We start from the raw sequence: 23,882 nt of genomic DNA, 5'->3' as shown, positions 1-23,882 counted from the left end.
TGTTACATTGATATATTGCTAGATTGTTACATTATTTAATTTAAAAGAAATGGATTTCAATATAAAAACAATGGCAGAATATGCTGCCGAAGGAAAATCACCGGAAGTTTTATTTTGGGTTGGATGTGCAGGTAGTTTTGACGACCGTGCCAAAAAAATTACTAAAGCATTTTGCAAGATATTGAATAAAATAGGGGTTGAATTTGCAGTGTTGGGACAGGAAGAAAGCTGTACCGGAGATCCTGCGAAAAGAGCCGGAAACGAATTCGTTTTCCAGATGATGGCCCTTACCAATATTGAAGTTCTGAATGCTTACGAAGTGAAAAAAATTGTAACAGCATGTCCACACTGTTTCAATACTCTTAAAAATGAATATCCAAGCCTTGGAGGTCACTTTGAAGTAGTTCACCACACTCAATTCCTTAAAACCTTAATGGAAGAAGGAAGATTGAAAATTGAAGGCGGAGCATTCAAAGGTAAAAAGATTACCTTCCACGATCCTTGTTATTTAGGACGTGCGAATGATGAATATGAAGCACCAAGAATTTTACTTGAAAAGCTTGATGCAGAGCTTGTAGAGATGAAGCGTTGCAGAACAAACGGTCTTTGTTGTGGAGCTGGTGGAGCACAGATGTTTAAAGAGCCTGAAAAAGGAAATAAAGACATCAATATCGAAAGAACCGAAGAAGCTTTATCTTTTGAACCTAAAGTGATTGCTACAGGATGTCCATTCTGCAATACGATGATGACAGATGGGGTAAAGCATTTCAACAAAAATACTGAAGTGGCAGTAAAAGATATCGTTGAGCTTCTTGCTGAAGCAGACGATCTATAATCTTACCCGTCACCAGACTGTAATATTGTTATATGAGGGTTAAATGGGGTATATCCTTTTTGTTCATAATATCCATATTAGCGTTTCTGACCTATCGGAATTATAACAACAGAGTATATGATTGGGATATGCCGGGATACCTGGGGAGTATGTTCACAACTGAGTTTCCGGATTCTCCAGATAAAGTTCGTGAACTTACATTCTCACATATAAAAAAAGAGGCCCCTGCAGATCAGTATAACAACCTTATAGGGGTTAAACCCTGGGCCATAGCCAGGCAATATTTTGCAAAAAATACACAGTCTTTCACAGAACAATTACCCTATTTTCAGATAAAGATAGGGTATGTCCTCATGATTACTCTTTTTTATAAGCTGGGGCTTTCACCACCAATGTCTGTATTATTTACCGGTTTTATCTCTTACTTTATTTCAGGGGTATTACTCTTTTATATATTAAAATTACTGTTTCCAGAAAAGTATATTCTTGCAGCCCTGTTAACAGCTGGGATTATGTTTATGCCAACAATTACTTTTATGGCAGGGGAGTCTACTCCGGATATGTTTATTTTTCTGTTTATCTTAATGTTTGTGATAGGGCTTATAAAAAAATGGGGGCAATGGAGAATGTTCTTACTTCTTCTGATCATGACCTTTATACGGCCTGATTATATTACATTTGCCTTAACCTACCTTGGTGCCGTTTTTTTATTTGATTACTTTACAGAAAAGAAAATTGATATTGTTCTTATGGCACAAGGCATTGTGATCTTATCAATCTATGTATTCGTCATGAGATTTTATAATTATCCGGGTTGGGTAGATCTTTTTTATGACTCATTTATCCATAGAAGACCTATCATCTCGGCCCAGCCGGCTCATGTGAGCTTGTCTGCTTATTTACAGGTTGTTTACAGCAAAATTATTGCTTTTAAAAAAGTAACTCTTGCTGTTTCTGTCATGATAGGCTTAATTTTTTGGATGTCGAAAGAGGCTAGGGTAAGAATGATTTCGGTTCTTTTTCTTGGGAATGTGTACATCAAATTCTTTTTCTTTCCACAGTCAGCAGACTTAAGACTTTTCTTCCCGTTTATCTTCCCTATTTTTATTATGACTCTTTATGTATTGAGCCAAAAATATAATAATACTAGACTCTCAACCATTGTATAATTTTATCTTTAAGAAAAGGAGTGAAGTTATATTATTGGTTACTATTTACTGTAAAAGCAAATGTTATAATATCGAATCATAAACTTCAGAAACAATCTCAATTTTTTTATTCAAAATGCTGTATATTGCGGACAGATAAAACTAGTATGGGAAGTCTTCTAGCTTCATTTTTTAAAATTATTTTAAGCATCCCTTTTTTCAGACAAAAATATTTTACTTTTCATAAGTATATTTTCAATCCATACCATCTTTTTGATGGGGTAAAGAAAAATATTGTTTACAGAGGCTCCATCCAACTTAATTTAGATCTCGGTGACTGGATTCAACAGCAGCTTTATTTCGTAGGAGACTATGAAAAGAATGAGATAGATTATCTGTATTCTGTTTTGAAGAATGGAGATACCTTCATAGATGTGGGAGGAAATATTGGCCTATTTTCATTAAATGCATCTAAAATTGTTGGAAAAGAGGGTAGAGTGTACGCTTTTGAAGCCTTTAAGCCTAATTATGAAAAATTTTCTCAACATCTTTCCATTAATCACTTCAAAAATGTTACGCTCGAGCATCTGGCTGTTGCAGATAACAATGATTATATTGAAATTTTGTACGACGAAAGTTATGGAAATGTAGGAATGGCTTCGTCTTATCTTAAGAATTTCACTGCAAAAGAGAAGGTGAAAAGTATTATTCTGGATGAATATGTGGAAAATCAACAAATTACAAAGATTGATCTTATTAAAATAGATATTGAAGGCGGTGAGTTTTCCGCATTACAAGGGATGCAGAAAATTCTTGCTCATTATCAGCCTAAAATTATCATAGAAATAAACAATATTGCGTTGAAAAGTTCAGATCATAGTGAAGAAGAACTAATTCGTATACTCCTTGATAAGGGCTATTCTAAGACAAAAGTATTGAGTAGAAACGAGAACTCTTACAATGCCGTATTTGAATCTCTTTAACAGGGAAGAATCTCTTTACAGGATATAAGTCACGTTCTGTCTGAAGAAAAAATCGTAATTTTATCCTCTAAATTGATTAGATATGAAAATTGAAGAATCAAACGTTGTAGAAACAAACGACTACAGAGTCATTATATATCCGGCTTCAAGACCATTTGAAACTAAAGAAGCAAAGGCTATCACGGAAAAACTATTTGATTTCCTTGCCACTTGGGCTGCCCATGGAAAACCGCTTTCTTCATCATTTAAAATTGAAAAAAATCAATTCATTATTGTATGTGTTGATGAAGAGAAAGAAATGGCATCAGGATGCAGTATTGATGCTTTAGGAAAGGTGATGAGAGAGATTGATGAAGAGTATCAGTTGGGATTATTTGACAGGATGAAAGCCAGCTTTGTAGAAAACGGAGAAGTAAAAACATTAAAACTTCTTGATTTCAAGAACAAATTAAGAAATGGTGAATTGTCTAAAAACATTGAAGTTTTTGACTTTTCTAAAAATACTTATCTTGATTTTTTAAGCCATTTTCTTCTTCCATTGGAGAAAAGTTGGGCTGGAGGGATCAGTTAAGTGTTTTACAATCAAGAATAACATAAGGATGATGTATATCGTCCTTTTTTTATACCCGGAATTATAGAAATTTTGATATTCTGAACTTGTTCGGATAAAAGAGGGAAATTGATTACCTTTAACCATTGTTTGCTGTGATGTGGTTTGCATTAATAGCAAAACACAGATACAACTCAATAACATTTTGAAAAGAAAAAAGATACTCTTCATCTCGTCATGGTTTCCTAATACATTAGAACCTACCAATGGTAATTTTGTGCAGCGACACGCGGAAGCCGTTTCATTATCATGTGATGTTGAAATACTGCATGCTATAGGTAATTTTGAGCAGGAAGAGCTGTATTTTTATGATGACAGAATAATTAATGGGATCAGAACCTTAATCATTTATTATAAAAACTCAAAAAATCCGGTTCAGAACTTTTTAAGAAGAATGAGAGCTTATTTTAATGGATTTGCCAAACTGAATACACCGGATCTTGTTCATGCTAATGTTTTGCATAACAATATGTTGTTTGCTGTTTATCTGAAAAAGAAATTTAAAATTCCATTTGTAGTTACGGAACACTGGACGGCTTTACAAAAGCAAAATCTTTCCCAAACATCAGGGAATATTAAACGTATTGCAAAATATATTGCTAAACATGCCGGATATATCTTACCGGTTAGCTATAACCTGAAAGAGAGCCTGAAACAGTTGGGAATTTCCACACCAATGAAAGTTATTTCGAATGTGGTAGATACTGAAGTTTTTACCCTTAACCCTAAAACTAAGGTGTCAAATCATGTGAAGTTTCTTCATGTATCAAGTTTGATTCCCCGTAAAAGGCCTAAAGACATTATCAATGCCGTTCATCTGTTGCATCAAAACGGATATCAGGTGAGTCTGGAGATAGGAGGAGATGGTGATTCGGAATCTTTGCTGGCTTTGGTTAAAAAGCTATCAGCAGAAGAGTATATAGAGGTTTTTGATGCTATAAGTTATGCTGAAGTTGCTGGAAAAATGCAAAACTCAGATTATTTTATCTTATTCAGTGAAAATGAGACTCAGGGGTGTGTCATTCTGGAATCCTATGCATGTGGAAAACCTGTGATCTCAACTATGGTGGGCGGAGCCGCAGAATTTATTATTGAAGGGTTAGGAATTGGAGTAGAAAAAGATAATACAGATCAGCTTTATCATATTTTGGAGAAAGTTTGTAAACAGGAATATCTCTTTAAAAGTGAAGCTGAAATCAGGAATTTTTGTGTTGATAAATATTCCAGAAAGGCTATTGCCGAACAGTTTACAGCCGTTTATGATGAAGTTATTTCTAAAAACAGCATCTCATGAAAAGTCTGATAGATTTTTTAAGAAGTTTTTTCAGTAATAGTGGACATCATGTTTTCTTTTCGTTCCTTATTGCAAAAATCAGTAGTTTTTTTGGGTCTTTATTGATTATCAGATTATTGCCTGAAAATGAGTTTGGAGTTTTAAGTATTGTCCTTTCTGTTCTCACTATTTTTGCCCCTTTCACTGGTTTTGGAAGCAGCCAGAGTTTAATGCGTTTTGGATCTATTTCACCCGATAAAGAAGAGAAATTAAAGATATCGTCTTACTTTTTTTTCAAAGGATTTCTTTTTGAACTGATCCTTATTATCCTGTTTTTGAGCGCTTCTGTCTTCTATTTTCATAAGTATGAAGATATCTTCATTATTTTTACTGCCTGTGCTGTAAGACTTGGAGGGTTTTACTTTCTCAATCATATCCAGGTTTTTTATAGAATTACCGGTAGCAATCAGATATTTGCAAGAATCAACAATGTAGTGAATATTGGTGGATTATTACTGGTATTGGTTCTTACCTACTTCTTTAAATTTTACGGTTATCTTATTGCCATCAGTATTGCTCCATATTTATCTTTACTGTGGTTAAAGAAAGATATTTATTCTCATCAGGCACTCAAGCTTGAGAATTATAAAGAAATGTGGAGATATGGGATCTTTACAGCGTTTACCTCCCTTACTTCAGATGCTCTGTATTCGTTGGATATCATGTTACTTGGATTTATGATGAATGAAAATGCCGTTGCCAATTACAGAACTGCTATTCTGATTCCTTCTAATATTATTTTTTTAGCGACCAGTTTTCTGCAGAGTGACTTCCCGGTTCTTTCAAAAAATTTTAAGGATAAGAAGTTTCTGCAGTCCTATGTGGTAAATTTTAATAAATTTTTTATTCCCATTTGCCTGGGCATCCTGCTTTTCTTTTATCTATTTAAAAAGTATATTATTATTTTCTTCTTTGGAGAAGCATATGTAGAGAATACAACACTATTTATGATCTTATCAGTGGGATTCACTTTAGGAATGCTAACCAGAAATCTGTATGGAAACCTTTTGCCGGCGGTAGGGAAAGTTGAAATTAATACCTGGCTCAGCAGTGGTTCTCTTATATTTCTGGCGGTGCTTGCTTATCTATTGGTTCCTGCTTATGGTGCTATTGGGATGGGAATTGCAATGACGGCTACACTTCTTATTTCAGGGTTGGGGTTTCTGTTTTTTTTCTTTTCCTACTTAAGGAAACTGCCTTAATGGCAAAATCTTTTTATCTTTGCTGGAATGAAAAATATCTTTCTTTATATCTTATTATTAAGCGGTGTGCTTATCAGCTGCGGAAGTGATGACGATTCTTTACAAAGAATTGATCAGATTCTGAATATCTATATGAAGTCTGATACCAATCCGGATTTATTGAATGCTAAAAAGAGCGGCTCTTTTACCAGTTTTTCAGTAAATGATATGTTGGGAGCTAAGGATATCTCTCCTGTTACCTCTATTCCTCTGAGAATGAGACAGGATTCTGTTTTTTATATCGAATATATTGGAGGAGCCCAAAGAAAGAAATTTGATTCTGCCGGTACCACTTATTATTCAAGGATGGCACTTACCTTAAACAAAACCGTTAATAATACGACTCAGTCGATTACGGATATTCTTGAAATCCGTTATAGAAACACACCGGAATTATTTCAGGTTTCTGAAGTTTTATACAATAATAAATCTGTATTTTCAAAAGATGCAGGCGCCCCCAATTCGATAAATAACGTGACTATCACAAAATAGTTTTAAATTTGTAAAATTATTAGCTTATATTAGGCTGAATTTAATATTTAACATCTCAATAAAATGTTACAAGTCAATTTTTTACGCGACAACAAAGAACGCGTTTTAGAAGGTCTTCAAAAAAGACAATTCAAGAATCTTGAGTTGGTAGACGAAGCTATTGCTACTGACGACGAAAGAAAAAGAATCCAATTTGAATTAGATTCCCAGCTTTCCGAGATCAATAAAATCTCCAAGGAAATTGGACTTTTAATGAAGGAAGGAAAGAAGGAAGAAGCGGAATCGGCAAAATCTAAAACAGCACAGTACAAAGAGTCGAGTTCAGAATTGAAATCTCAACTGGAAGTAAAAGAAACCGAATTATTAAACATTCTGTATCAGCTTCCTAACATTCCAAATGAATTGGTAAAAAGCGGTGCTTCTGCTGACGATAATGAAACTATTTTTCAGTCTCATACAGTAGAAGGTCTTGGTGAAGGAGCTATTCCTCACTGGGAACTGGCTAAAAAATATAACCTTATTGATTTCGAATTAGGAGTAAAAATTGCAGGAGCAGGTTTCCCTGTTTATTTAGGAAAAGGAGCAAGACTGCAAAGAGCTTTGGTTCAGTATTTCCTTGATAAGAACGTTGAAAAAGGATATACAGAAGTAAATCCGCCTCACGTAGTAAATGAAGCTTCTGGTTTTGGAACAGGACAGCTGCCTGATAAAGAAGGACAGATGTACTATATCAGCGAAGATAAATTATACCTGATTCCTACTGCAGAAGTTCCTGTAACGAACCTTTACCGTGATGTATTATTGGATGAAAAAGATCTTCCGATTAAAAATACGGCTTTCTCACAATGCTACAGAAGAGAAGCAGGAAGCTACGGTGCTCATGTAAGAGGGTTGAACCGTCTTCACCAATTTGAAAAAGTAGAGATTGTAAGAATAGAAAAACCAGAAAATTCTTATGCTGTATTAGAAGAAATGGTAGAGCACATCAAAGAAATTCTTACAGATCTTGAACTTCCATTCAGAGTATTAAGACTGTGTGGTGGAGATACAGGTTTTGCTGCGGCAATGACTTATGATTTTGAAGTATGGAGTGCTGCACAGGAAATGTGGTTAGAAGTAAGTTCTGTTTCCAACTTTGAAACATTCCAGGCTAACCGATTGAAGTGCCGCTACAAAGCCGATGGTAAATCTCAGTTGGTTCATACCCTGAACGGATCTGCAATGGCTTTGCCAAGAATTATGGCTGCGTTATTGGAGAACAATCAAACCACGGAAGGAATTAAACTTCCTAAGAAAATTGCGGAATACGCGAGGTTTGATATCATTAACTAATTGATGATTTAATTTAAAGTAAAAACCCACCGAATTTCGGTGGGTTTTGTTTTTATTCAGTGACAATGATAATCTTTTTATCAGCATTTTTCAATTTTGAATCCTTCTCATTTATAGCTTTTAGATCGTATTCTACTCTTACCGAGTAGTCATCAAGCTGTTTTAGCCAGTCATGTTTGCCGGTGATCGATTTTATTTTTGTTTCAAACTTTAAAGTTGTTCCGATATTTTTAAGAAACATCATCATCATACCTTCCATTTTTTCCGTCTCTTCTTTTGATCCTTGAGATCGAAGTACTTCTTCAATGTTTTTAATATTGAAAAAATCCGTATTAATGGTTAATGTTTTTCCATCCCAGGTATTGAGTATGTTTTGATCAAAGGGTAATTTTTCGTCTTTATTGAAATTTTTAATAATTTCATAATCAGTGGGGGTGATGTGATCTAATTTAAAGGAAAATCCAATAGGGACGGGTTTATTGTCTTCTTTTGTAGATTTTATAAAAACCTTTTTTATAATCCTGATCGTGTCCTGATTTTCCGTTTTCAGTTTTCCTTCTTTTTTTAGAAGATCATACATGCTTGTCCACACCGTTGGGAACCTGTCCATCTCCTTAAACTTGTCTTGTTTTAATGAATCTGGTGTCATAGCTTGCATCTCTGCCATAAACTCTCGGGTATCTACATCCGTAATCATAGATGCAGCTGAATCTTTATGATAGATAACTTCGGTATTGATGCTGCAGGATTGTAGAGTAAACAGACTTATTAAAAATAAGACGATTATTTTCTTCATGGTATATTATAAATTCTAATTAATGGCAGTTAACAGCTCCGTTAGGATCTTTTGAAATCGTCATGGATTCGGCTTTTGGAGAAACATAAGGAATTCCAAGCTCTAAACCTCTGAGAATGAAAAGTCCGCCTAAAATAATCATAATGATAGGAACTGCCTTTAAAACCTTTGTTCTGAAAGCCTGATTCATAAGATTTCCGGCCAGAACGATGGCGAACATGAACGGAAGGGTTCCCAAACCAAATAAAGCCATATATAAGGCTCCCTGCCATATTCCTCCGCCAGCTAGACTTGCTGTAAGGGCCATATAAACCATTCCGCATGGTAAGAATCCATTAAGAATTCCGGTTGTAAATCTTGAACGGTAATCTGCCTTTTGGAGCAAGCGCCCTAAATTAGATTTAACAGAGTATAAAAATTTGGACAGGAAAGGAATCTTTGAAGCAAAGTCTTTTCCGCCAAATGAGAATACAGCCATAATAATAAGCAGAACGCCGGCAGTGATGGTCAGGTATTTCTGAAAACCAGCCATCTCAAATCCTTGCCCTATAATTCCAAGAAGTGCACCTAATAATGAATAGGTAAAAATTCTTCCGAACTGATAGGTAAGATTTTGAAGATAAAAATTAGCTGCCTGTTTCTTGGTTAATCCCATCGATAAAGCAATAGGCCCACACATTCCGATACAGTGAAAACCGGAAGCAAAGCCTAAGGCAATAGCCGATACAATAAGTCCTATTTCCATATCACATCATAATCCATTCTATAGTCTGTTTTATCTTTTGTCCAGCTCAGTCTTAAGGTATAATTCCCCATTTTCAATACCTGTGCAGGGATAATGAACGTGTGGTTGGCATCAAGTTCTACAGATTTTTTGATATCTAAATTCTGGTCGTCGGTTCTGTTTAAAACAAATTTTACCGTTGTGTTTGAATGAGTATAATCCTTTGGAAAAGTGATTTTAATTCCATTGGTGTCTTGGCTGAATACAGGTTTTTCCTGCAGTTCGTCAGCTCTTTTCTTAGAGTCAATTACATCCTGGTATTGCAATTCCTCTTCGTAATAATTATCTGTTACCATTTCAGAGTTTTTTTGCCCGTTCGGGAAAAGAAACATCATGGATAATATAAAAATAATAAATGCTGCTAATGCAATTACAACACCGTGTCCCCAACTAAAGTTCTTCATTTTGTCTAATTAAAATTGTAATTTGAATGGTCCTTCAAAATAAGTTTGATAAGAATCGATAAGCTTACCTTTCATGTCATAAACTCCGATTGTGATGTTCTGTTTAGAAAGTTTCATTTCATCCTCAGGGAAACTGATATTAATTGTTCCTTTGGAAATTTTATCTCTGTCTACCGGAATTTTGCTTGAAGCACTATAAGTAATCTCCCCATGAGCAGGTGCAATGACCTTGATGGTAACCATTTTCTTCTCATTGGTTTTATTCAGGAAGGTATAATTATAGGTATTGATGATTTTTCCTTCTTTCACGAAGAATGTACTTCCTGCCGGTTTAATGAATTTAGCTTCCATTTCTCCACGGCTGTAAAGAAGATATCCTAAGAATCCTACCAAAAGGAATAAGAAGATACTGAATCCTTTCATTCTTCCGGTAAACTTGAATGGAATTTCTTTCTCAATTTCATTTTCAGAAGCATATCTGATGAGACCTTTCGGAAGGCCTACTTTTTCCATGACTTCATCGCAGGCATCAATACACGCTGTACAGTTGATACATTCCAGCTGTTGTCCGTCTCTAATATCAATTCCGGTAGGACATACCACTACACACTGATGACAATCAATACAATCTCCTTTACCTGCAGCTTTTCGATCTTCTCCCTTTCTCCATTTTGATCTTCCTTCTCCTCTTTTGAAGTCATAGAAGACATTGATGGTATCTTTATCAATTAATACACCCTGAAGTCTACCGTATGGACAAACCAATGTACATACTTGTTCTCTGAACCATGCAAATACAAAGTAAAATGCGGCGGTAAGGAGAATCATTACGATAAAATTGGTAGGATGCGCAAACGGCCCTTCAGACACAATCTTGAATACTTCTTCATAGCCCACAATATACATGAACATAAAGTGAGTAATGATTAATGAAATAACAATGTAAACAGACCATTTTAAAGTCCTTTTCCAAATCTTTTCACTGTTCCACTCTTGTCTGTCCAGCTTCATTTGCTTGTTTCGGTCACCTTCAATCAGATATTCGATTTTACGGAAGATGGATTCCATAAAAATTGTCTGAGGGCAAATCCACCCGCAGAAAATTCTTCCGAATGCAATCGTAAAAACGATAATAAAGATTAATGATGCGATGGCACCTAAAGTAAGGATAAAAAAGTCCTGTGGATAGAAAGGCTGTCCAAAAATGAAAAACTCTCTGTCTATCACATTGAATAACAACAATGGATTACCATTGATTTTGATAAATGGTAATGAAAAATAAATAATTAATAATAGATAGCTTACAATGTTTCTATAGTTGGTGTATTTTCCTTTTGGTTTTCTCGGAAATACCCATCTTCTTTTACCGGATTGCTCCATTGTCCCGATAGAATCTCTGTAAGTTTCAGGGTCCAGAACCTGTCCCTGTCCGCCTCGTACTTCTATTTCTTCTATGTCTGACATATTGTAATGTATTTAAAAAAGAAAAAACATAATTCGTTACTATTTTTAAGGTAATAACAAATTATGTTTTTTTCATATGTTTCTAATTTTTTAGATTATTCTTTTTCCCAGTGTGCTTCAGTTCCTTGAGGAGCAGCTCCTCCTTGAGCCGGAGTTACTGGTGGTAATTCCTGGTTGATGTGATATACATAGGCTGCAATCTTTTCAATTTCAGCTCCAGAAACTTCTCCGTTTTTACCGAATGCTCTCATCGCAGGGTTAGTAGGAGAACCATTCCAGTCCATATGGAATACGTTTTTGAATAACGTCTTCTCAGGTTGGTTGATCCAGTGGTTATCCGTTAAGTTCGGACCGATACCTCCGCTACCATCTTCTTTGTGACAAGATGCACAGTTTGTTTTGAATAATTCTTTACCTTCTGCAATGTTATCTGCTGAATATTTAGCAGTTTCAATTGTTACAGGCGGCTGGCTTGCTTCATAAGCTGCAATGCTTGCCAATTGCTCTTTATATTCTTTTTCATACTCGCTTAACGGGTGAGCGAAATCTGTAAATGAATAGGCTGCAATATATACAATACAAAAAGCAGTCCCAAAGTAGAATAAACCTACCCACCATTTTGGTAATTGGTTATCCAACTCCATAATTCCATCGAATCCATGGTCAATAAGGATATCTTTTTCTTCTGTATCAGATTGCTTTTTAAAGGCAGCTGCATACATTCTTTTGAAGAAAGGAATTTTCTTTTCAGCTAAATAAGCCGCTTTCTCTTCCGGAGATAATTTTTTGAATTTGTTGTTTTCAATCAAGTCTCCAATAGCACTGTGGATAAAGGCAAGGATACTACCAATAACAACAGTTCCCCAGAAGTAAGGCGAAGCTAGGAACGCGTAGCTCTGCACAAACAAATAATAAAAAACTATTAAAAGTCCGATTATTATCAAGATGTTTACAACAACAGGTGTTCTTTGTTTCATAAAAAATAGTTTAATTTTTTAAATTAAAATCGTCGTCTTCATCCTCTCCAAGGGGAGCCTCTTCTTCCTCTTTGTAATATTTCTTAGGCTTGCTAAAAACATAGATTACCAGAGCTACGAAGAACAGCATAAAGAAAATCAGAGCCAGGGTCTGGTAGAAGCCAGCATTTTCTGTATTGGATAATATATCTTTAAAGTTCTGAGGAATCATACTAACCTTTTAATGTTTTTAGTTATTACTTGCTGTTTTAATTTCAGTTGTTTTAATATCTGTTCCTAATCTCTGTAGGTAAGAAATAAGAGCTACAATTTCTTTTTTCTCTAATTCTCCCTGAGGTTTCTTAGCATAAGCCTCTTTCAAGTCATTTGCTTCAGAGAAGATATCTTTTACAATTTTTAGCCGATTGGTTGTTTGCCCACTTATCTGCAGAATCGATTTCAGCCTTTGTATAAGGTACATCAAATGTATTCTTCATAAGCTTCATCTTATCTACCATTTTAGATCTGTCTAAGTTAGTAGCAATTAACCAAGGGTAACGAGGCATAATAGAACCTGCCGATGTAGATCTTGGGTTATACATATGCTTGTAGTGCCAAGAACTTGGGTTTTTACCACCTTCTCTATGTAAATCCGGTCCTGTTCTCTTAGATCCCCAAAGGAATGGTCTGTCATATACGAATTCCCCTGCTTTAGAGTACTGTCCGTTTTTACCGTTAAATCTTGTAATCTCATCTCTGAACGGTCTGATCATCTGAGAGTGACAAGCGTTACATCCTTCACGAATATAAATATCTCTACCTTCAAGTTCAAGCGGAGAATAAGGCTTCACTGCTGAAATGGTAGGAACACTTTTCTTAAGCGATAAAGTAGGAATGATTTCTATCATACTTCCGATGGAAATAGTAAATAATGATAATACTGTTAAAAGCATTGGCATTCTTTCTAACCAAAGGTGGAATCCTTCTCCTTCTTTACGTTTGTTTCCGATATTTGCTAATGCAGGTGCTTCAGCAGGAACTTCTTTCTGGAATGATCCTTTTCTTACAGTAGCAATTACGTTAACGATCATTAGGATAGCTCCTGAAATATAGAATAGCCCTCCTAAGAATCTCATTTTAAAGTAAGGAATAATTGCAGTTACTGTATCCAACCAGTTTTTCCATAATAATGTTCCGTCTGGGTTGAATTGTTTCCACATTAATCCTTGTGTGAATCCTGAAATATACATTGGTACTGCATAGAAAATGATTCCTAATGTTCCTAACCAGAAGTGCCAGTTAGCTAATTTTACAGACCAAATTTTTGTTCTCCACATAATGGGTACCAAATAATAGATAACTCCGAATGCCATGAAACCATTCCATCCAAGAGCTCCTAAGTGTACGTGACCGATAACCCAGTCTGTAAAGTGACCAATTTTGTTGATGTTTTTAGTTGCTAAAAGCGGTCCTTCAAATGTTGCCATCCCATAACAGGTAACAGCTACTACGAAGAATTTAAGGATAGGATTTTCTCTTACTTTATCCCAAGCTCCTCTTAAGGTAAGAAGACCATTTAACATTCCTCCCCAAGATGGTGCGATAAGCATGATAGAGAAACCAGTTCCTACTGCCTGTGCCCATGCTGGAAGAGCGGTATACTGAAGGTGGTGAGGACCAGCCCAGATATATACGAAGATTAGTGACCAAAAGTGAATAATAGACAGTTTATAAGAAAATACAGGTCTGTCTGCTGCTTTTGGTAAGAAGTAATACATTAAACCTAGAACCGGAGTTGTCAATATGAATGCTACCGCATTGTGACCATACCACCATTGTACGATGGCATCTTTTGCTCCTGCATATGCAGAATAAGACTTCCAGCCAGAGAAAGATAATGGAACTTCAAGGTTGTTGAATATGTGAAGCATTGCTACGGCTACCCAAGTCCCAAGATAGAACCAAATAGCAACATAAAGGTGTCTTACTCTTCTCTTTGAAATAGTGAGAATCATGTTTGCTCCAAAAATGATCCATGAGAATGCAATCAAAATATCGATCGGCCACTCATGTTCAGCATATTCCTTAGAAGTATTAATACCCATAAAGAACGTAATGAACGTAGCAACGATCATAAACTGCCATGTCCAGAAGTGAATCCAAGATAATGTATCGCTGTACATTCTTGTCTTCAATAATCTTTGCGTAGAGTAGTATACTCCTACATAAACAATATTACACACGAACGCAAAGATCACGGTATTGGTGTGCAACATCCTGATTCTACCAAAACCAAAGGCTCCATGAGTGTTTATTAACCCTTGAATATTACCCGATGCTAAACTTTTAATGGTTGTATCATCTGTACCGAATAAGAATTCAGGTAATTCAGGGTAGAAAAGCATTAATGCCGCCGTAAGCCCGAACGTAAATCCTATGAAACCAAAGATAATGGTTGCATAGAGGAACGCACGGACAATACTATTGTCATAACTAAACTTTTGTGTTTCCATATCAACTATTCACTATTTTTCTCAATTTTTATTATTTTTCTTTTTCGTCTTTATCCTTGTTGCCAGTTTCATTTTTTTCTTTGACTTCATCATCGAAAAGAATTCTAACAGCCGGAGATTCATCATCTTCAAACTGCCCTTTTTTGGCATACACTATAAATACGACCAGGAAGATCGCAGCTAAAGAAACACTGCAGACGATCATTAAATATAGAATATCCATTGGACAACAAAATTAACCTATTTTCGGGGTTCAAATTTAGTGAAAAATAATGACATTCATCACGAAATGCCGATTTCAGCTAATTTAAAATCAGTCTAAATAAGAGGATTTAAGCCCGTTTTTTGAAGTATTTTCGACCCAGTATCCAAGTTGAAACTGTAGTAAATGTAACTACTGTGATGGAGCTTACTGGCATGATGATAGCCGCGAAAAGCGGATGCATGTGTCCTGTAACTGCGTAACTTAACCCGACGATATTATAAAGAAAACTGATTATAAATGTCATTTTCACAATGGTGATAGAGCCTTTGCAGACGTTCAGATAGTTGTCTAAAGTAACTACTTTATCCCCGTTCATGATAACGTCAGAAGATGGAGTAAAACTGTTGGTGTCATCTGCAATAGCAATTCCTACATTACTCTGTTTTAACGCTCCTGCATCATTCAGTCCGTCCCCAAGCATAGCCACTTTCATGTGCTGATCCTGAAGTTTTTTGATGTAGTTCAGCTTGTCTTCCGGGCTTTGGTTGAAGGCCATTCCTTTATAGTTTGGAATAAGTTCTTTAAGCTGGTTTTCTTCTGAGGAATTATCTCCACTCAAAATAAATATTTTGTAGTTGGTGAGTTTATTAAATAAGTCTCTAAGTTTAGGCCTGTACTCATTCTTAAAGATGAATTTTCCTAAAAATTCGCCATTTTTGCTGATGTAAACAGCGGTTTCAAGATTTTTAGGCTCCTGATTGTTATAACGGGCAGAACCAATTTTGTAAACGTTTCCTCTTACGTTGGCTACATATCCTTTCCCTGAAATTTCCTGAAAGTCTTCCACCGGGAAATAATTGTCATTAAACTCTATATACTCATAAAGAGACTTAGACAGGGGATGATTGGAATTTTTTAATAAGGTTTTGATATTCAGTTGATCGAATTCATTGATCTCGGAACCCTGATACTTGATATTTGATTTTTTTCTGTGGGTAATAGTTCCGGTTTTATCAAAAACAATCGTGTCTAATTTTGCAATTTTTTCAATCGTTAGAGTATCTTTTACGTAAAACTTATTTCGACCTAAAATCCTCATAATGTGTCCGAAAGTGAAAGGTGCGGACAATGCAAGAGCGCAAGGGCAAGCGATAATCAGAATCGCTGAAATTACTTGGAACATTTTTTCTAAATCGATGAATGCCCAGTAAATTCCTGAAATAAGCGCAATGCCTAAAATAATGAATGTAAAATATTTACTGATGTTGTTGGTCAGGGTATCAAGACCTGTTTCGTGTTTTTTGAAGGCTTCTTTATTCCAAAGTTGAGTAAGGTAACTTTGGTCTACATCTTTAATAACTTCAAGCTCTAAAGATGATCCTACCTGCTTTCCTCCGGCAAAAATTTTGTCTCCGGGTTGTTTGCTGATGCTTTCACTTTCTCCGGTAATAAAGCTATTGTCGATGTTTCCTTCTCCATTGATAAGGATTGCGTCTACCGGAATGATTTCCTGATTTCTAACTAAAATTCTGTCACCAACTTTTACCTCGGAAAGAAGGATGTTTTCCTGTTTTCCTTCGAAGTCAACCTTCGTTACAGCAATAGGGTAGAACGATTTGTAATCTCTGTCATAAGAAAGAGCACTGTATGTTCTTTTCTGGAATAGTTTACCCATTAACATGAAGAACAGAAGCCCGCAAAGCGTATCAAAATATCCCGGACCGTAATCTGTTGCTACTTCGTAAACACTTCTTCCGAATAGAACAAATATTCCTAATACAATAGGAACATCAATATTGACGATTTTATTTTTTAATCCATACCAGGCAGATTTATAATAGTCGGAAGCAGAATAAAAAACAACCGGACATGCTAATAAGAACATCAGAACCCTGAAAAGACCTTTATAATGCTCCATCCAATAATCTTCACCTCCTACATATTCCGGGAATGCTAAAAACATTCCGTTTCCGAAAGCAAAACCTGCAATCGCAAATTTTACAAGAAGAGATTTATCAAGATGATCTACATTTTTTTCAGCGGTTTCAAGGCTGATAACAGGTTTGTATCCTAAATTCGTTAAAAAATTAGCTAGTTCACTTAATTTCAGGTCGTTGTGGTTGAATGAGATCTGTAAAGTCTTTCTTGTAAAATTAACCTGAGAGTACTTGATATAAGGATTAAGGGTATGAAGACTTTCTAATAGCCAGATACATGAAGAACAGTGAATTACAGGGATCTTAAAGGTAACAAGGCTGGTATTTCCCTCAGAAAAGTCGGTGACTTTTTCAAAAATTTCCGGAGTATCTAAATAATCGAACTGGGTAGAACTTTCATCACTTGGACGAATTCCTGCCCCTTTATTAAGCTCATAGAAATTACTTAAATTATTTATATTCAGAATTTCATAAACAGACTTACAGCCATTGCAGCAGAAAGTCTTTTCATCAAACAAAATTCTCTCTTTTTCTATCCCTTGGCCACAATGAAAACAGTTCTCGCTCACCTCCCTAAATTATTGAACTACAAAATTATAACAATTTTTTTTGTTTATCGAGTTAAAAAGTTCTATTTTTGTGATAAATATCATATAAAATGCCGCAGGAACAACAGATAGCAATTGAAGAGAGGTTCGCCAGAGTTTTTAATGATAAATCATTTAAGGAAAGACTTTCTAGCGCAGATTTTGAAAAATATATTAACGGTAAAAAAAGATTGAGTTTTCAGAAACACGATACTATTTTCGAAGATGGGGAAACACCAAAAGGTGTGTTCGTACTTGAAAAAGGAGCCGCTAAATTATCAAAATCGGGAGCATTTGGGAAAGATCAGATTTTAAGATTTATCAAAGAAGGGGATATCATCGGCTATCGTTCTTTGCTTTGCGGGGAAAACTTCCAAGCCAAAGCAGAAGCTATGACAGACATTGAATGTGTTTTCTTACCAGCAGATATCTTTATGTATCTTCTGGAGGTAGATCCACAGTTGTCTTTTGTAATGCTTCAAAAAATTTCTTACGAATTAGGAGAATCATCCAATACCATAACGTTCCTTGCCCAGAAAACGGTAAGAGAAAGGCTGGCTGAAATATTGCTGCTTTTGGAACAAAAATTAGGGGTAGATCCGGAAGGCTTCATCAAAATCTCCTTAACCAGGGAAGAAATTGCCAACATCATTGGTACTGCTACTGAAAGTGCCATCCGTCTGATCTCAGAATTCAAACAGGATAACCTGATAGAAGTTGACGGGCGAAACATCAAGATTCTAAATCACGATAAACTCATGAAACTCGGTCACGTAGTTTTATAAAAATCATAAAAACTTAAGTCGGCTACAGGCCGACTTTTTAACTTTTAAAAAATAGATAAATTATGTCTGTTCACTCTGAAATTAAAAAAGTTACGACTGAAACCTTGCGTAAAATGAAATTCGACAAGGAAAAAATAACAATGCTTACTGCTTATGATTTTACCACGGCAAAGATGGTAGATGCCGGTGGAGTAGATGCTATTTTGATTGGCGACTCTGCAGCCAATGTAATGGCAGGTTTTGAAACGACATTACCTATTACATTAGACCAAATGATCTATCATGCTCAAAGCGTGGTAAGAGGAACTGACAGAGCTTTAGTGGTGGCAGATTTGCCATTCGGAACGTATCAGAGTAATCCTGAAAAAGCATTAGAGTCTGCAGTAAGAATGATGAAAGAAGGAGGTGCTCATGCTGTGAAAATTGAAGGGGGAAAAGAGATTTCGAAATCTATTAAAAAAATCATCAATGCTGGGATTCCTGTAATGGGGCACTTGGGATTAACGCCACAGTCGATTTATAAATTCGGAACTTATAAAGTAAGAGCAAAAGAAGAGGCAGAAGCTGAAAAACTGATTGCTGATGCGCAACTTTTAGAAGAATTAGGATGTTTCTCTGTAGTGTTGGAAAAAATTCCTGCCGAATTAGCTAAAAAAGTTACTGAGAGTATTTCTATTCCTACCATCGGAATTGGAGCAGGAGCAGATTGTGATGGTCAGGTTTTGGTGTACCACGATATGGTAGGAATGAACAAAGGTTTCAGTCCGAAGTTCCTGAGAAGATACCTTGATCTTTACACAGAAATCACAGGTGCAGTTTCTCAATATGTAAAAGATGTAAAAAATGTTGACTTCCCTAACCAAAACGAAAGTTATTAATTCATGCAAAATCAACAACAATCTATCCAGGGAATACTATCTATTGCTGCATTAATCTGTCTTGCTATAGGCTGGTTCAATTTATTTTCACCTGAGATCAATCATTTACTTTCAAGAAAAGTCTTCTATGTTCTGATAGGAGCAAGCTTCTTTATTCAGGCACCTATGCTGACTAATAAAAACTTTATGTATGCGATGTATGCAGCCGCAGGAGTTTGTGTGGTCGGAGCTTTATTGCCGGATAGTTCAATGATTTCAGGACTTAAAACAATTGGTCTTTTGGCGGGGATTATTCTTTCAATGTCAAATAGAAACAGAAACAGATAGACTGAATGAAGGAGCAGATTGTATATGAAGACAACCATCTTCTGGTAGTGAATAAAAAAGTCGGTCAGCTTGTACAGGGCGATAAGACCGGTGATGAATCACTATTGGAATCTATTAAAAATTTTATAAAAATAAGAGATGCTAAGCCGGGAAATGTTTTTCTCGGCTTGGTTCATCGTATAGACCGTCCCACTTCAGGGCTGGTTATTTATGCTAAAACCTCAAAAGCACTTTCCCGTCTTACTCAGATGGTGAAAAACCGTGAGGTTAAAAAGACCTATTGGGCGGTAGTTGGGAAAGAATTAATTCCACAAAGTCAAAGGCTGGTTCATTATTTAAAGAAAAACGAAAAGAACAACAAGGCGATTGTTTTTCCAAAAGCTACAGAAGGCGCTAAGGAAGCTATTTTAACTTATAATATTATCAAAACTTTAGATAATTATCTGCTTCTTGAAATAGATCTTGAAACCGGAAGACATCACCAAATCAGAGCTCAGTTATCTAAAACTGGGATTCCGATCAAAGGAGATTTAAAATACGGTTCTCCACGTTCCAATCCGGATGGTGGAATTAATCTCCATGCCAGAAAACTGGAATTCATTCATCCTGTGACTAAAGAAAAAATTGAAATTATAGCTCCTGTTCCACAAAACGATGCTGTTTGGAGAGCCTGTGAAGAATAAATTAATAAAATCCTGCTATAAGCGGGATTTTTATTTTCATAAAATTTGATTTTGCCCATTCTCAAAAAATAACTACCTTCGTCACACACTTTAGGGGTGTCTGTGTTTACAGACTGAGACTTTACCCTTTGAACCTGATCTGGATTATACCAGCGTAGGGAAAAGTAGATGACTTTTGCTGTACATTCTATTGTACAATAATAGCCATTCCTAAAGTATATTTAAATCATTAGGAATGGAACTTATAATCAACCACACCCGAAAAACATTTGATATACTTCCCGATAATCTGGAAGCATTATTGGCTATGGAGCTGCCCGGGAAAAAGAAAGGTATTGCCGTAGCACTCAACAATCGTATTATTCCGCTGTCTGCCTGGGCGGAAACCTCCCTTAACAATCTGGATTCAATTTTAATCATTACTGCCACTCAGGGCGGATAATTCTCATACTTAATACCAATATCTATGGCTCATTCAATTACATGTTCGCCATTTCCGAACTCAAAGAAAATCTATGTTGAAGGAAAAATTCATCCTATCAATGTAGCAATGCGTGAAATACAACTTAGCCCTACCAAGCTGACAAACGGAAATTTTGAAGAAAATGCTCCGGTAACAATCTATGACACATCGGGGCCTTATACCGATGAAAATGCAACAATCGATATTCAAAAGGGGCTTCCAAGGATAAGAGAACAATGGATTCTGGACAGAGAAGATGTTGTAATTCTGGAGGGAATCACCTCAGAATATGGAAAAGCCCGGCTGGCAGATCCTAAACTTGATGCATTACGTTTTTCCTACGATCATAAACCGAAAGTTGCTCAGGAAGGAAAGGAGCTGACTCAGCTTTATTATGCAAAACAAGGCATCATTACTCCTGAAATGGAATATATTGCTATCAGAGAAAACCAAAGAATAGAACAATTGCAGTCGGTCCCAAAAGAAATGGCCTGCCAGCATGTTGGAAACAGTTTTGGTGCCAATACCCCGAAAAGCAAGATCACTCCGGAGTTTGTAAGAGATGAAATTGCTGCAGGAAGGGCTATTATTCCGAATAACATCAATCACCCTGAAAGTGAACCGATGATTATCGGACGAAACTTCTTGGTGAAAATCAATGCGAATATCGGGAACAGTGCTGTTTCATCAAGTATAGATGAAGAAGTGGAAAAGGCTGTTTGGGCTTGCCGATGGGGAGCCGATACAATTATGGACCTTTCCACAGGAAAAAATATCCATGAAACGAGAGAGTGGATCATCAGAAACAGCCCGGTTCCCATTGGTACAGTTCCAATTTATCAGGCGCTGGAAAAAGTAAAAGGAGTACCGGAAGATTTAACGTGGGAGGTTTTTAAAGATACTTTGATTGAACAGGCAGAACAGGGAGTATCTTATTTCACTATTCATGCCGGAGTTCTACTAAGGTACATTCACCTTACAGCCAATAGAGTAACAGGAATTGTTTCCAGAGGAGGCTCTATTATGGCAAAATGGTGTCTTTATCATCATAAAGAAAACTTTTTATATACTCATTTTGAGGAGATTTGTGAGATCATGAAGAAGTATGATGTGGCTTTCTCTCTGGGAGATGGTCTTCGTCCGGGCTCTATTGCTGATGCCAATGATGCCGCTCAGTTTGCAGAGCTGGAAACCTTGGGTGAACTGACAAAAATTGCATGGAAGCACAATGTACAGGTGATGATTGAAGGTCCGGGGCATGTTCCAATGCATATGATCAAAGAAAACATGGAGAAACAATTGGAAGTATGTGACGAAGCACCTTTCTATACCTTGGGGCCTTTAACCACAGATATTGCACCCGGTTATGATCATATTACATCAGGAATCGGAGCGGCTATGATCGGTTGGTTCGGATGTGCCATGCTTTGTTATGTGACCCCGAAAGAACATCTAGGCCTTCCGAACAAAGACGATGTGAAAGTAGGAGTAATTACTTATAAATTAGCTGCCCATGCCGCAGATTTAGCAAAAGGACATCCGGGAGCACAATACCGAGATAATGCGTTAAGTAAAGCAAGATTTGAATTCAGATGGGAAGACCAGTTCAATCTTTCATTAGATCCGGATACGGCAAGAGCTTATCATGATGAGACACTTCCAGCTGACGGAGCTAAAATCGCTCACTTCTGTTCTATGTGCGGACCAAAATTCTGCTCGATGAAGATTACCCAGGAAATCCGTGAATCTGCGGAACAGGGAATGTTTGATAAGTCGCAGGAGTTTATTGAAAAAGGAAAGGAAATTTATATATGATTCTCGTCATCACTCCTGAAACGATAGTTCCAAACGAATCAAAGATCATCAATCAGATGTTTCACGATGGATTGGATCTGCTTCATATCAGAAAACCATGGATCAGCCGGGAAGAAATGACTTGTTTTATCAACAGTATTGATGAACGGTTTTATAAGCAATTGGTGCTGCACAGTCATTATGATCTTGGGGGAAATTATGGGATTTCAAGATTTCACTTCAGAGAAGAAGACCGAAAGGAAGGAAAATATAAACCTTTTATGAAGGGAAATATAGTTTCAACCTCTGTTCATGAAATTACTACCTATAATACGCTGGAAAGAGAATGGGAATATGCTTTCATAAGTCCATTCTTTCCAAGTATTTCCAAAAAAGGATATGGAATTGATTCAACAGTTATGGAAAGCTTGAGTCAAAGAAATAATCCGGATGTAAAGCTGATCGCCTTAGGAGGTATTTATTTCAACCGTATTCAGGAAGTTTTTGATCTTGGGGTAGATGGTGTGGCTTTATTAGGAGCAGTTTGGGAGAGTGACGAACCTTTAAGCGTATTTAGAAAATGCAGGAGAGCTATCAAAAGGTGAAAACCTGGAAATTGCTTACAGAAAAGGGATATTATATATCGAACAATTTTTAAAAAGCAATCCCTCTTTATTGGGAACACATTCATAGTTAATATGGAAAAATTACAATACATCTCACAGGGAAGTACAAGGCAGGAACAGGAACAGAATATCCACAAAGCCTTAGATAATGGGATCAAATGGGTACAGATCCGTTGGAAAAATGCACCTGAAAATGAATTAATAAACCTTTGTGAAACTTCAAAGCAGCTTTGCTCAGAATATCAGTCAATCTGCATCATCAATGATCATGTTCAACTAACGAAGACGATAGATGCTGATGGAGTCCACTTAGGATTAAATGATGGTTCCATTGAAGAAGCAAGAATTATTTTAGGGGATAATAAGATCATTGGCGGAACGGCAAATACCCTTTCAGATGTTCTTCAAAGAATGAATGAATCATGCAATTATATTGGGTTGGGGCCATTAAGATTCACTTCTACAAAAGAAAAGCTTAGTCCTATTCTTGGGTTTGAAGGGTATCAGAAAATAATAGATCAGCTTCATGAAAAATCAATGGAAATTCCTAAAATTTTTGCTATTGGAGGAGTCAGTCTTGAAGATATTCAGACCTTACAGCAGATCGGAATTTATGGTGTGGCAGTTTCAGGGCAGATTACTAACCAGCCGTCCATTATTAATGAGTTTAAAGCCTTGTCAATGTTTTAAACCTTGACAAGACTGG

The 23,882-nt window shown here is 36.3% G+C and carries 24 protein-coding genes, 1 pseudogene and 1 riboswitch; of the genes and pseudogenes, 16 read left to right on the top strand and 9 right to left on the bottom strand.

The features are described 5' to 3' along the window. The first annotated feature begins 49 nt into the window (after positions 1 to 49). The 8 genes from CHSO_RS24320 to serS all read left to right on the top strand — a co-directional run bounded on the left by CHSO_RS24320 (position 50) and on the right by serS (position 7,974). Positions 50 to 835, top strand: coding sequence for a (Fe-S)-binding protein (locus tag CHSO_RS24320; RefSeq protein WP_045501437.1), 786 nt, complete (start codon positions 50 to 52; stop codon positions 833 to 835). 59 nt (positions 836 to 894) lie between these two features. Beyond that, positions 895 to 2,004, top strand: coding sequence for a hypothetical protein (locus CHSO_RS24315; protein ID WP_144429032.1), 1,110 nt, complete (start codon positions 895 to 897; stop codon positions 2,002 to 2,004). Positions 2,005 to 2,150: 146 nt separating this feature from the next. Further along, the gene (locus CHSO_RS24310) at positions 2,151 to 2,966 is read left to right on the top strand and encodes an FkbM family methyltransferase (protein WP_045501433.1); all 816 of its coding nucleotides are present in this window, start codon (positions 2,151 to 2,153) and stop codon (positions 2,964 to 2,966) included. A gap of 82 nt (positions 2,967 to 3,048) precedes the next feature. Further along, positions 3,049 to 3,537, top strand: a complete 489-nt coding sequence (locus CHSO_RS24305; protein ID WP_045501431.1) for a hypothetical protein — start codon at positions 3,049 to 3,051, stop codon at positions 3,535 to 3,537. A 184-nt stretch (positions 3,538 to 3,721) separates the two neighbouring features. After that, complete coding sequence (locus tag CHSO_RS24300; RefSeq protein ID WP_144429031.1) at positions 3,722 to 4,870, top strand: glycosyltransferase; 1,149 nt, start codon at positions 3,722 to 3,724, stop codon at positions 4,868 to 4,870. Then, positions 4,867 to 6,111 carry an oligosaccharide flippase family protein gene (locus CHSO_RS24295; RefSeq protein WP_045501428.1) on the top strand — a complete coding sequence of 415 codons (1,245 nt, stop codon included), beginning with the start codon at positions 4,867 to 4,869 and terminating at the stop codon, positions 6,109 to 6,111. Before CHSO_RS24300 ends, CHSO_RS24295 begins: the two co-directional genes overlap by 4 nt. 27 nt (positions 6,112 to 6,138) lie before the next feature. Beyond that, positions 6,139 to 6,642, top strand: coding sequence for a hypothetical protein (locus CHSO_RS24290; RefSeq protein ID WP_045501426.1), 504 nt, complete (start codon positions 6,139 to 6,141; stop codon positions 6,640 to 6,642). Positions 6,643 to 6,705: 63 nt separating this feature from the next. After that, a complete protein-coding gene (gene serS, locus CHSO_RS24285; protein ID WP_045501424.1) occupies positions 6,706 to 7,974 on the top strand; it encodes a serine--tRNA ligase in 1,269 nt (422 codons plus the stop codon). A 52-nt stretch (positions 7,975 to 8,026) separates the two neighbouring features. On the opposite strand, the gene CHSO_RS24280 is transcribed toward serS, so the two are convergent. The 9 genes and pseudogenes from CHSO_RS24280 to CHSO_RS24240 all read right to left on the bottom strand — a co-directional run bounded on the left by CHSO_RS24280 (position 8,027) and on the right by CHSO_RS24240 (position 17,602). Continuing rightward, complete coding sequence (locus CHSO_RS24280; protein WP_045501422.1) at positions 8,027 to 8,770, bottom strand: hypothetical protein; 744 nt, start codon at positions 8,768 to 8,770, stop codon at positions 8,027 to 8,029. Between the two features lie 19 nt (positions 8,771 to 8,789). Then, positions 8,790 to 9,515, bottom strand: coding sequence for a sulfite exporter TauE/SafE family protein (locus CHSO_RS24275; RefSeq protein WP_045501417.1), 726 nt, complete (start codon positions 9,513 to 9,515; stop codon positions 8,790 to 8,792). Continuing rightward, positions 9,506 to 9,958 (bottom strand): FixH family protein, encoded by a 453-nt coding sequence (locus CHSO_RS24270; protein ID WP_045501416.1) that lies wholly within the window; start codon positions 9,956 to 9,958, stop codon positions 9,506 to 9,508. Before CHSO_RS24270 ends, CHSO_RS24275 begins: the two co-directional genes overlap by 10 nt. Positions 9,959 to 9,967: 9 nt before the next feature. Next, positions 9,968 to 11,422, bottom strand: a complete 1,455-nt coding sequence (gene ccoG, locus CHSO_RS24265) for a cytochrome c oxidase accessory protein CcoG (protein ID WP_045501415.1) — start codon at positions 11,420 to 11,422, stop codon at positions 9,968 to 9,970. A 95-nt stretch (positions 11,423 to 11,517) separates the two neighbouring features. Continuing rightward, complete coding sequence (locus CHSO_RS24260) at positions 11,518 to 12,399, bottom strand: cbb3-type cytochrome c oxidase N-terminal domain-containing protein (RefSeq protein ID WP_045501413.1); 882 nt, start codon at positions 12,397 to 12,399, stop codon at positions 11,518 to 11,520. 10 nt (positions 12,400 to 12,409) lie between these two features. Then, entirely contained in the window at positions 12,410 to 12,610 is a 201-nt protein-coding gene (locus CHSO_RS24255) for a cbb3-type cytochrome oxidase subunit 3 (RefSeq protein WP_045501410.1), read from the bottom strand. A gap of 18 nt (positions 12,611 to 12,628) precedes the next feature. Further along, positions 12,629 to 14,891 (bottom strand): annotated as a pseudogene (gene ccoN / locus CHSO_RS24250) (cytochrome-c oxidase, cbb3-type subunit I). Between the two features lie 31 nt (positions 14,892 to 14,922). Then, positions 14,923 to 15,114, bottom strand: a complete 192-nt coding sequence (gene ccoS / locus CHSO_RS24245) for a cbb3-type cytochrome oxidase assembly protein CcoS (protein ID WP_045501408.1) — start codon at positions 15,112 to 15,114, stop codon at positions 14,923 to 14,925. Positions 15,115 to 15,223: 109 nt separating this feature from the next. Next, positions 15,224 to 17,602: a heavy metal translocating P-type ATPase gene (locus tag CHSO_RS24240; RefSeq protein ID WP_045501405.1), complete on the bottom strand. Its 2,379-nt coding sequence runs from the start codon at positions 17,600 to 17,602 to the stop codon at positions 15,224 to 15,226. An 89-nt stretch (positions 17,603 to 17,691) separates the two neighbouring features. Here CHSO_RS24240 and CHSO_RS24235 point away from each other — a divergent pair, with 89 nt between their 5' ends. From CHSO_RS24235 to CHSO_RS24200, 8 genes are all read left to right on the top strand, one after another. Then, a complete protein-coding gene (locus CHSO_RS24235) occupies positions 17,692 to 18,405 on the top strand; it encodes a Crp/Fnr family transcriptional regulator (RefSeq protein WP_045501403.1) in 714 nt (237 codons plus the stop codon). A 62-nt stretch (positions 18,406 to 18,467) separates the two neighbouring features. Next, positions 18,468 to 19,283 carry a 3-methyl-2-oxobutanoate hydroxymethyltransferase gene (gene panB / locus CHSO_RS24230; RefSeq protein WP_045501401.1) on the top strand — a complete coding sequence of 272 codons (816 nt, stop codon included), beginning with the start codon at positions 18,468 to 18,470 and terminating at the stop codon, positions 19,281 to 19,283. A gap of 3 nt (positions 19,284 to 19,286) precedes the next feature. Beyond that, positions 19,287 to 19,610 carry a hypothetical protein gene (locus CHSO_RS24225; RefSeq protein WP_045501399.1) on the top strand — a complete coding sequence of 108 codons (324 nt, stop codon included), beginning with the start codon at positions 19,287 to 19,289 and terminating at the stop codon, positions 19,608 to 19,610. Between the two features lie 5 nt (positions 19,611 to 19,615). After that, complete coding sequence (locus tag CHSO_RS24220; protein WP_045501397.1) at positions 19,616 to 20,293, top strand: RluA family pseudouridine synthase; 678 nt, start codon at positions 19,616 to 19,618, stop codon at positions 20,291 to 20,293. Between the two features lie 82 nt (positions 20,294 to 20,375). Further along, a riboswitch (TPP riboswitch) is annotated at positions 20,376 to 20,471 on the top strand. A 57-nt stretch (positions 20,472 to 20,528) separates the two neighbouring features. Next, complete coding sequence (gene thiS, locus CHSO_RS24215) at positions 20,529 to 20,735, top strand: sulfur carrier protein ThiS (protein WP_045501395.1); 207 nt, start codon at positions 20,529 to 20,531, stop codon at positions 20,733 to 20,735. A gap of 24 nt (positions 20,736 to 20,759) precedes the next feature. Beyond that, entirely contained in the window at positions 20,760 to 22,571 is a 1,812-nt protein-coding gene (gene thiC / locus CHSO_RS24210; RefSeq protein ID WP_045501392.1) for a phosphomethylpyrimidine synthase ThiC, read from the top strand. Then, entirely contained in the window at positions 22,568 to 23,155 is a 588-nt protein-coding gene (locus CHSO_RS24205; RefSeq protein ID WP_045501388.1) for a thiamine phosphate synthase, read from the top strand. Before thiC ends, CHSO_RS24205 begins: the two co-directional genes overlap by 4 nt. Positions 23,156 to 23,248: 93 nt before the next feature. Beyond that, on the top strand, positions 23,249 to 23,866 hold the full coding sequence (locus CHSO_RS24200; RefSeq protein WP_045501386.1) for a thiamine phosphate synthase: 618 nt from the start codon (positions 23,249 to 23,251) through the stop codon (positions 23,864 to 23,866). Positions 23,867 to 23,882 lie beyond the last annotated feature (16 nt).

Origin of the sequence: Chryseobacterium sp. StRB126 (assembly GCF_000829375.1) — a bacterium.
Lineage (GTDB): Bacteria > Bacteroidota > Bacteroidia > Flavobacteriales > Weeksellaceae > Chryseobacterium.
The sequence above is the reverse complement of the archived record's forward strand: the minus strand, read 5'-3'. Positions and strand labels throughout refer to the sequence as shown.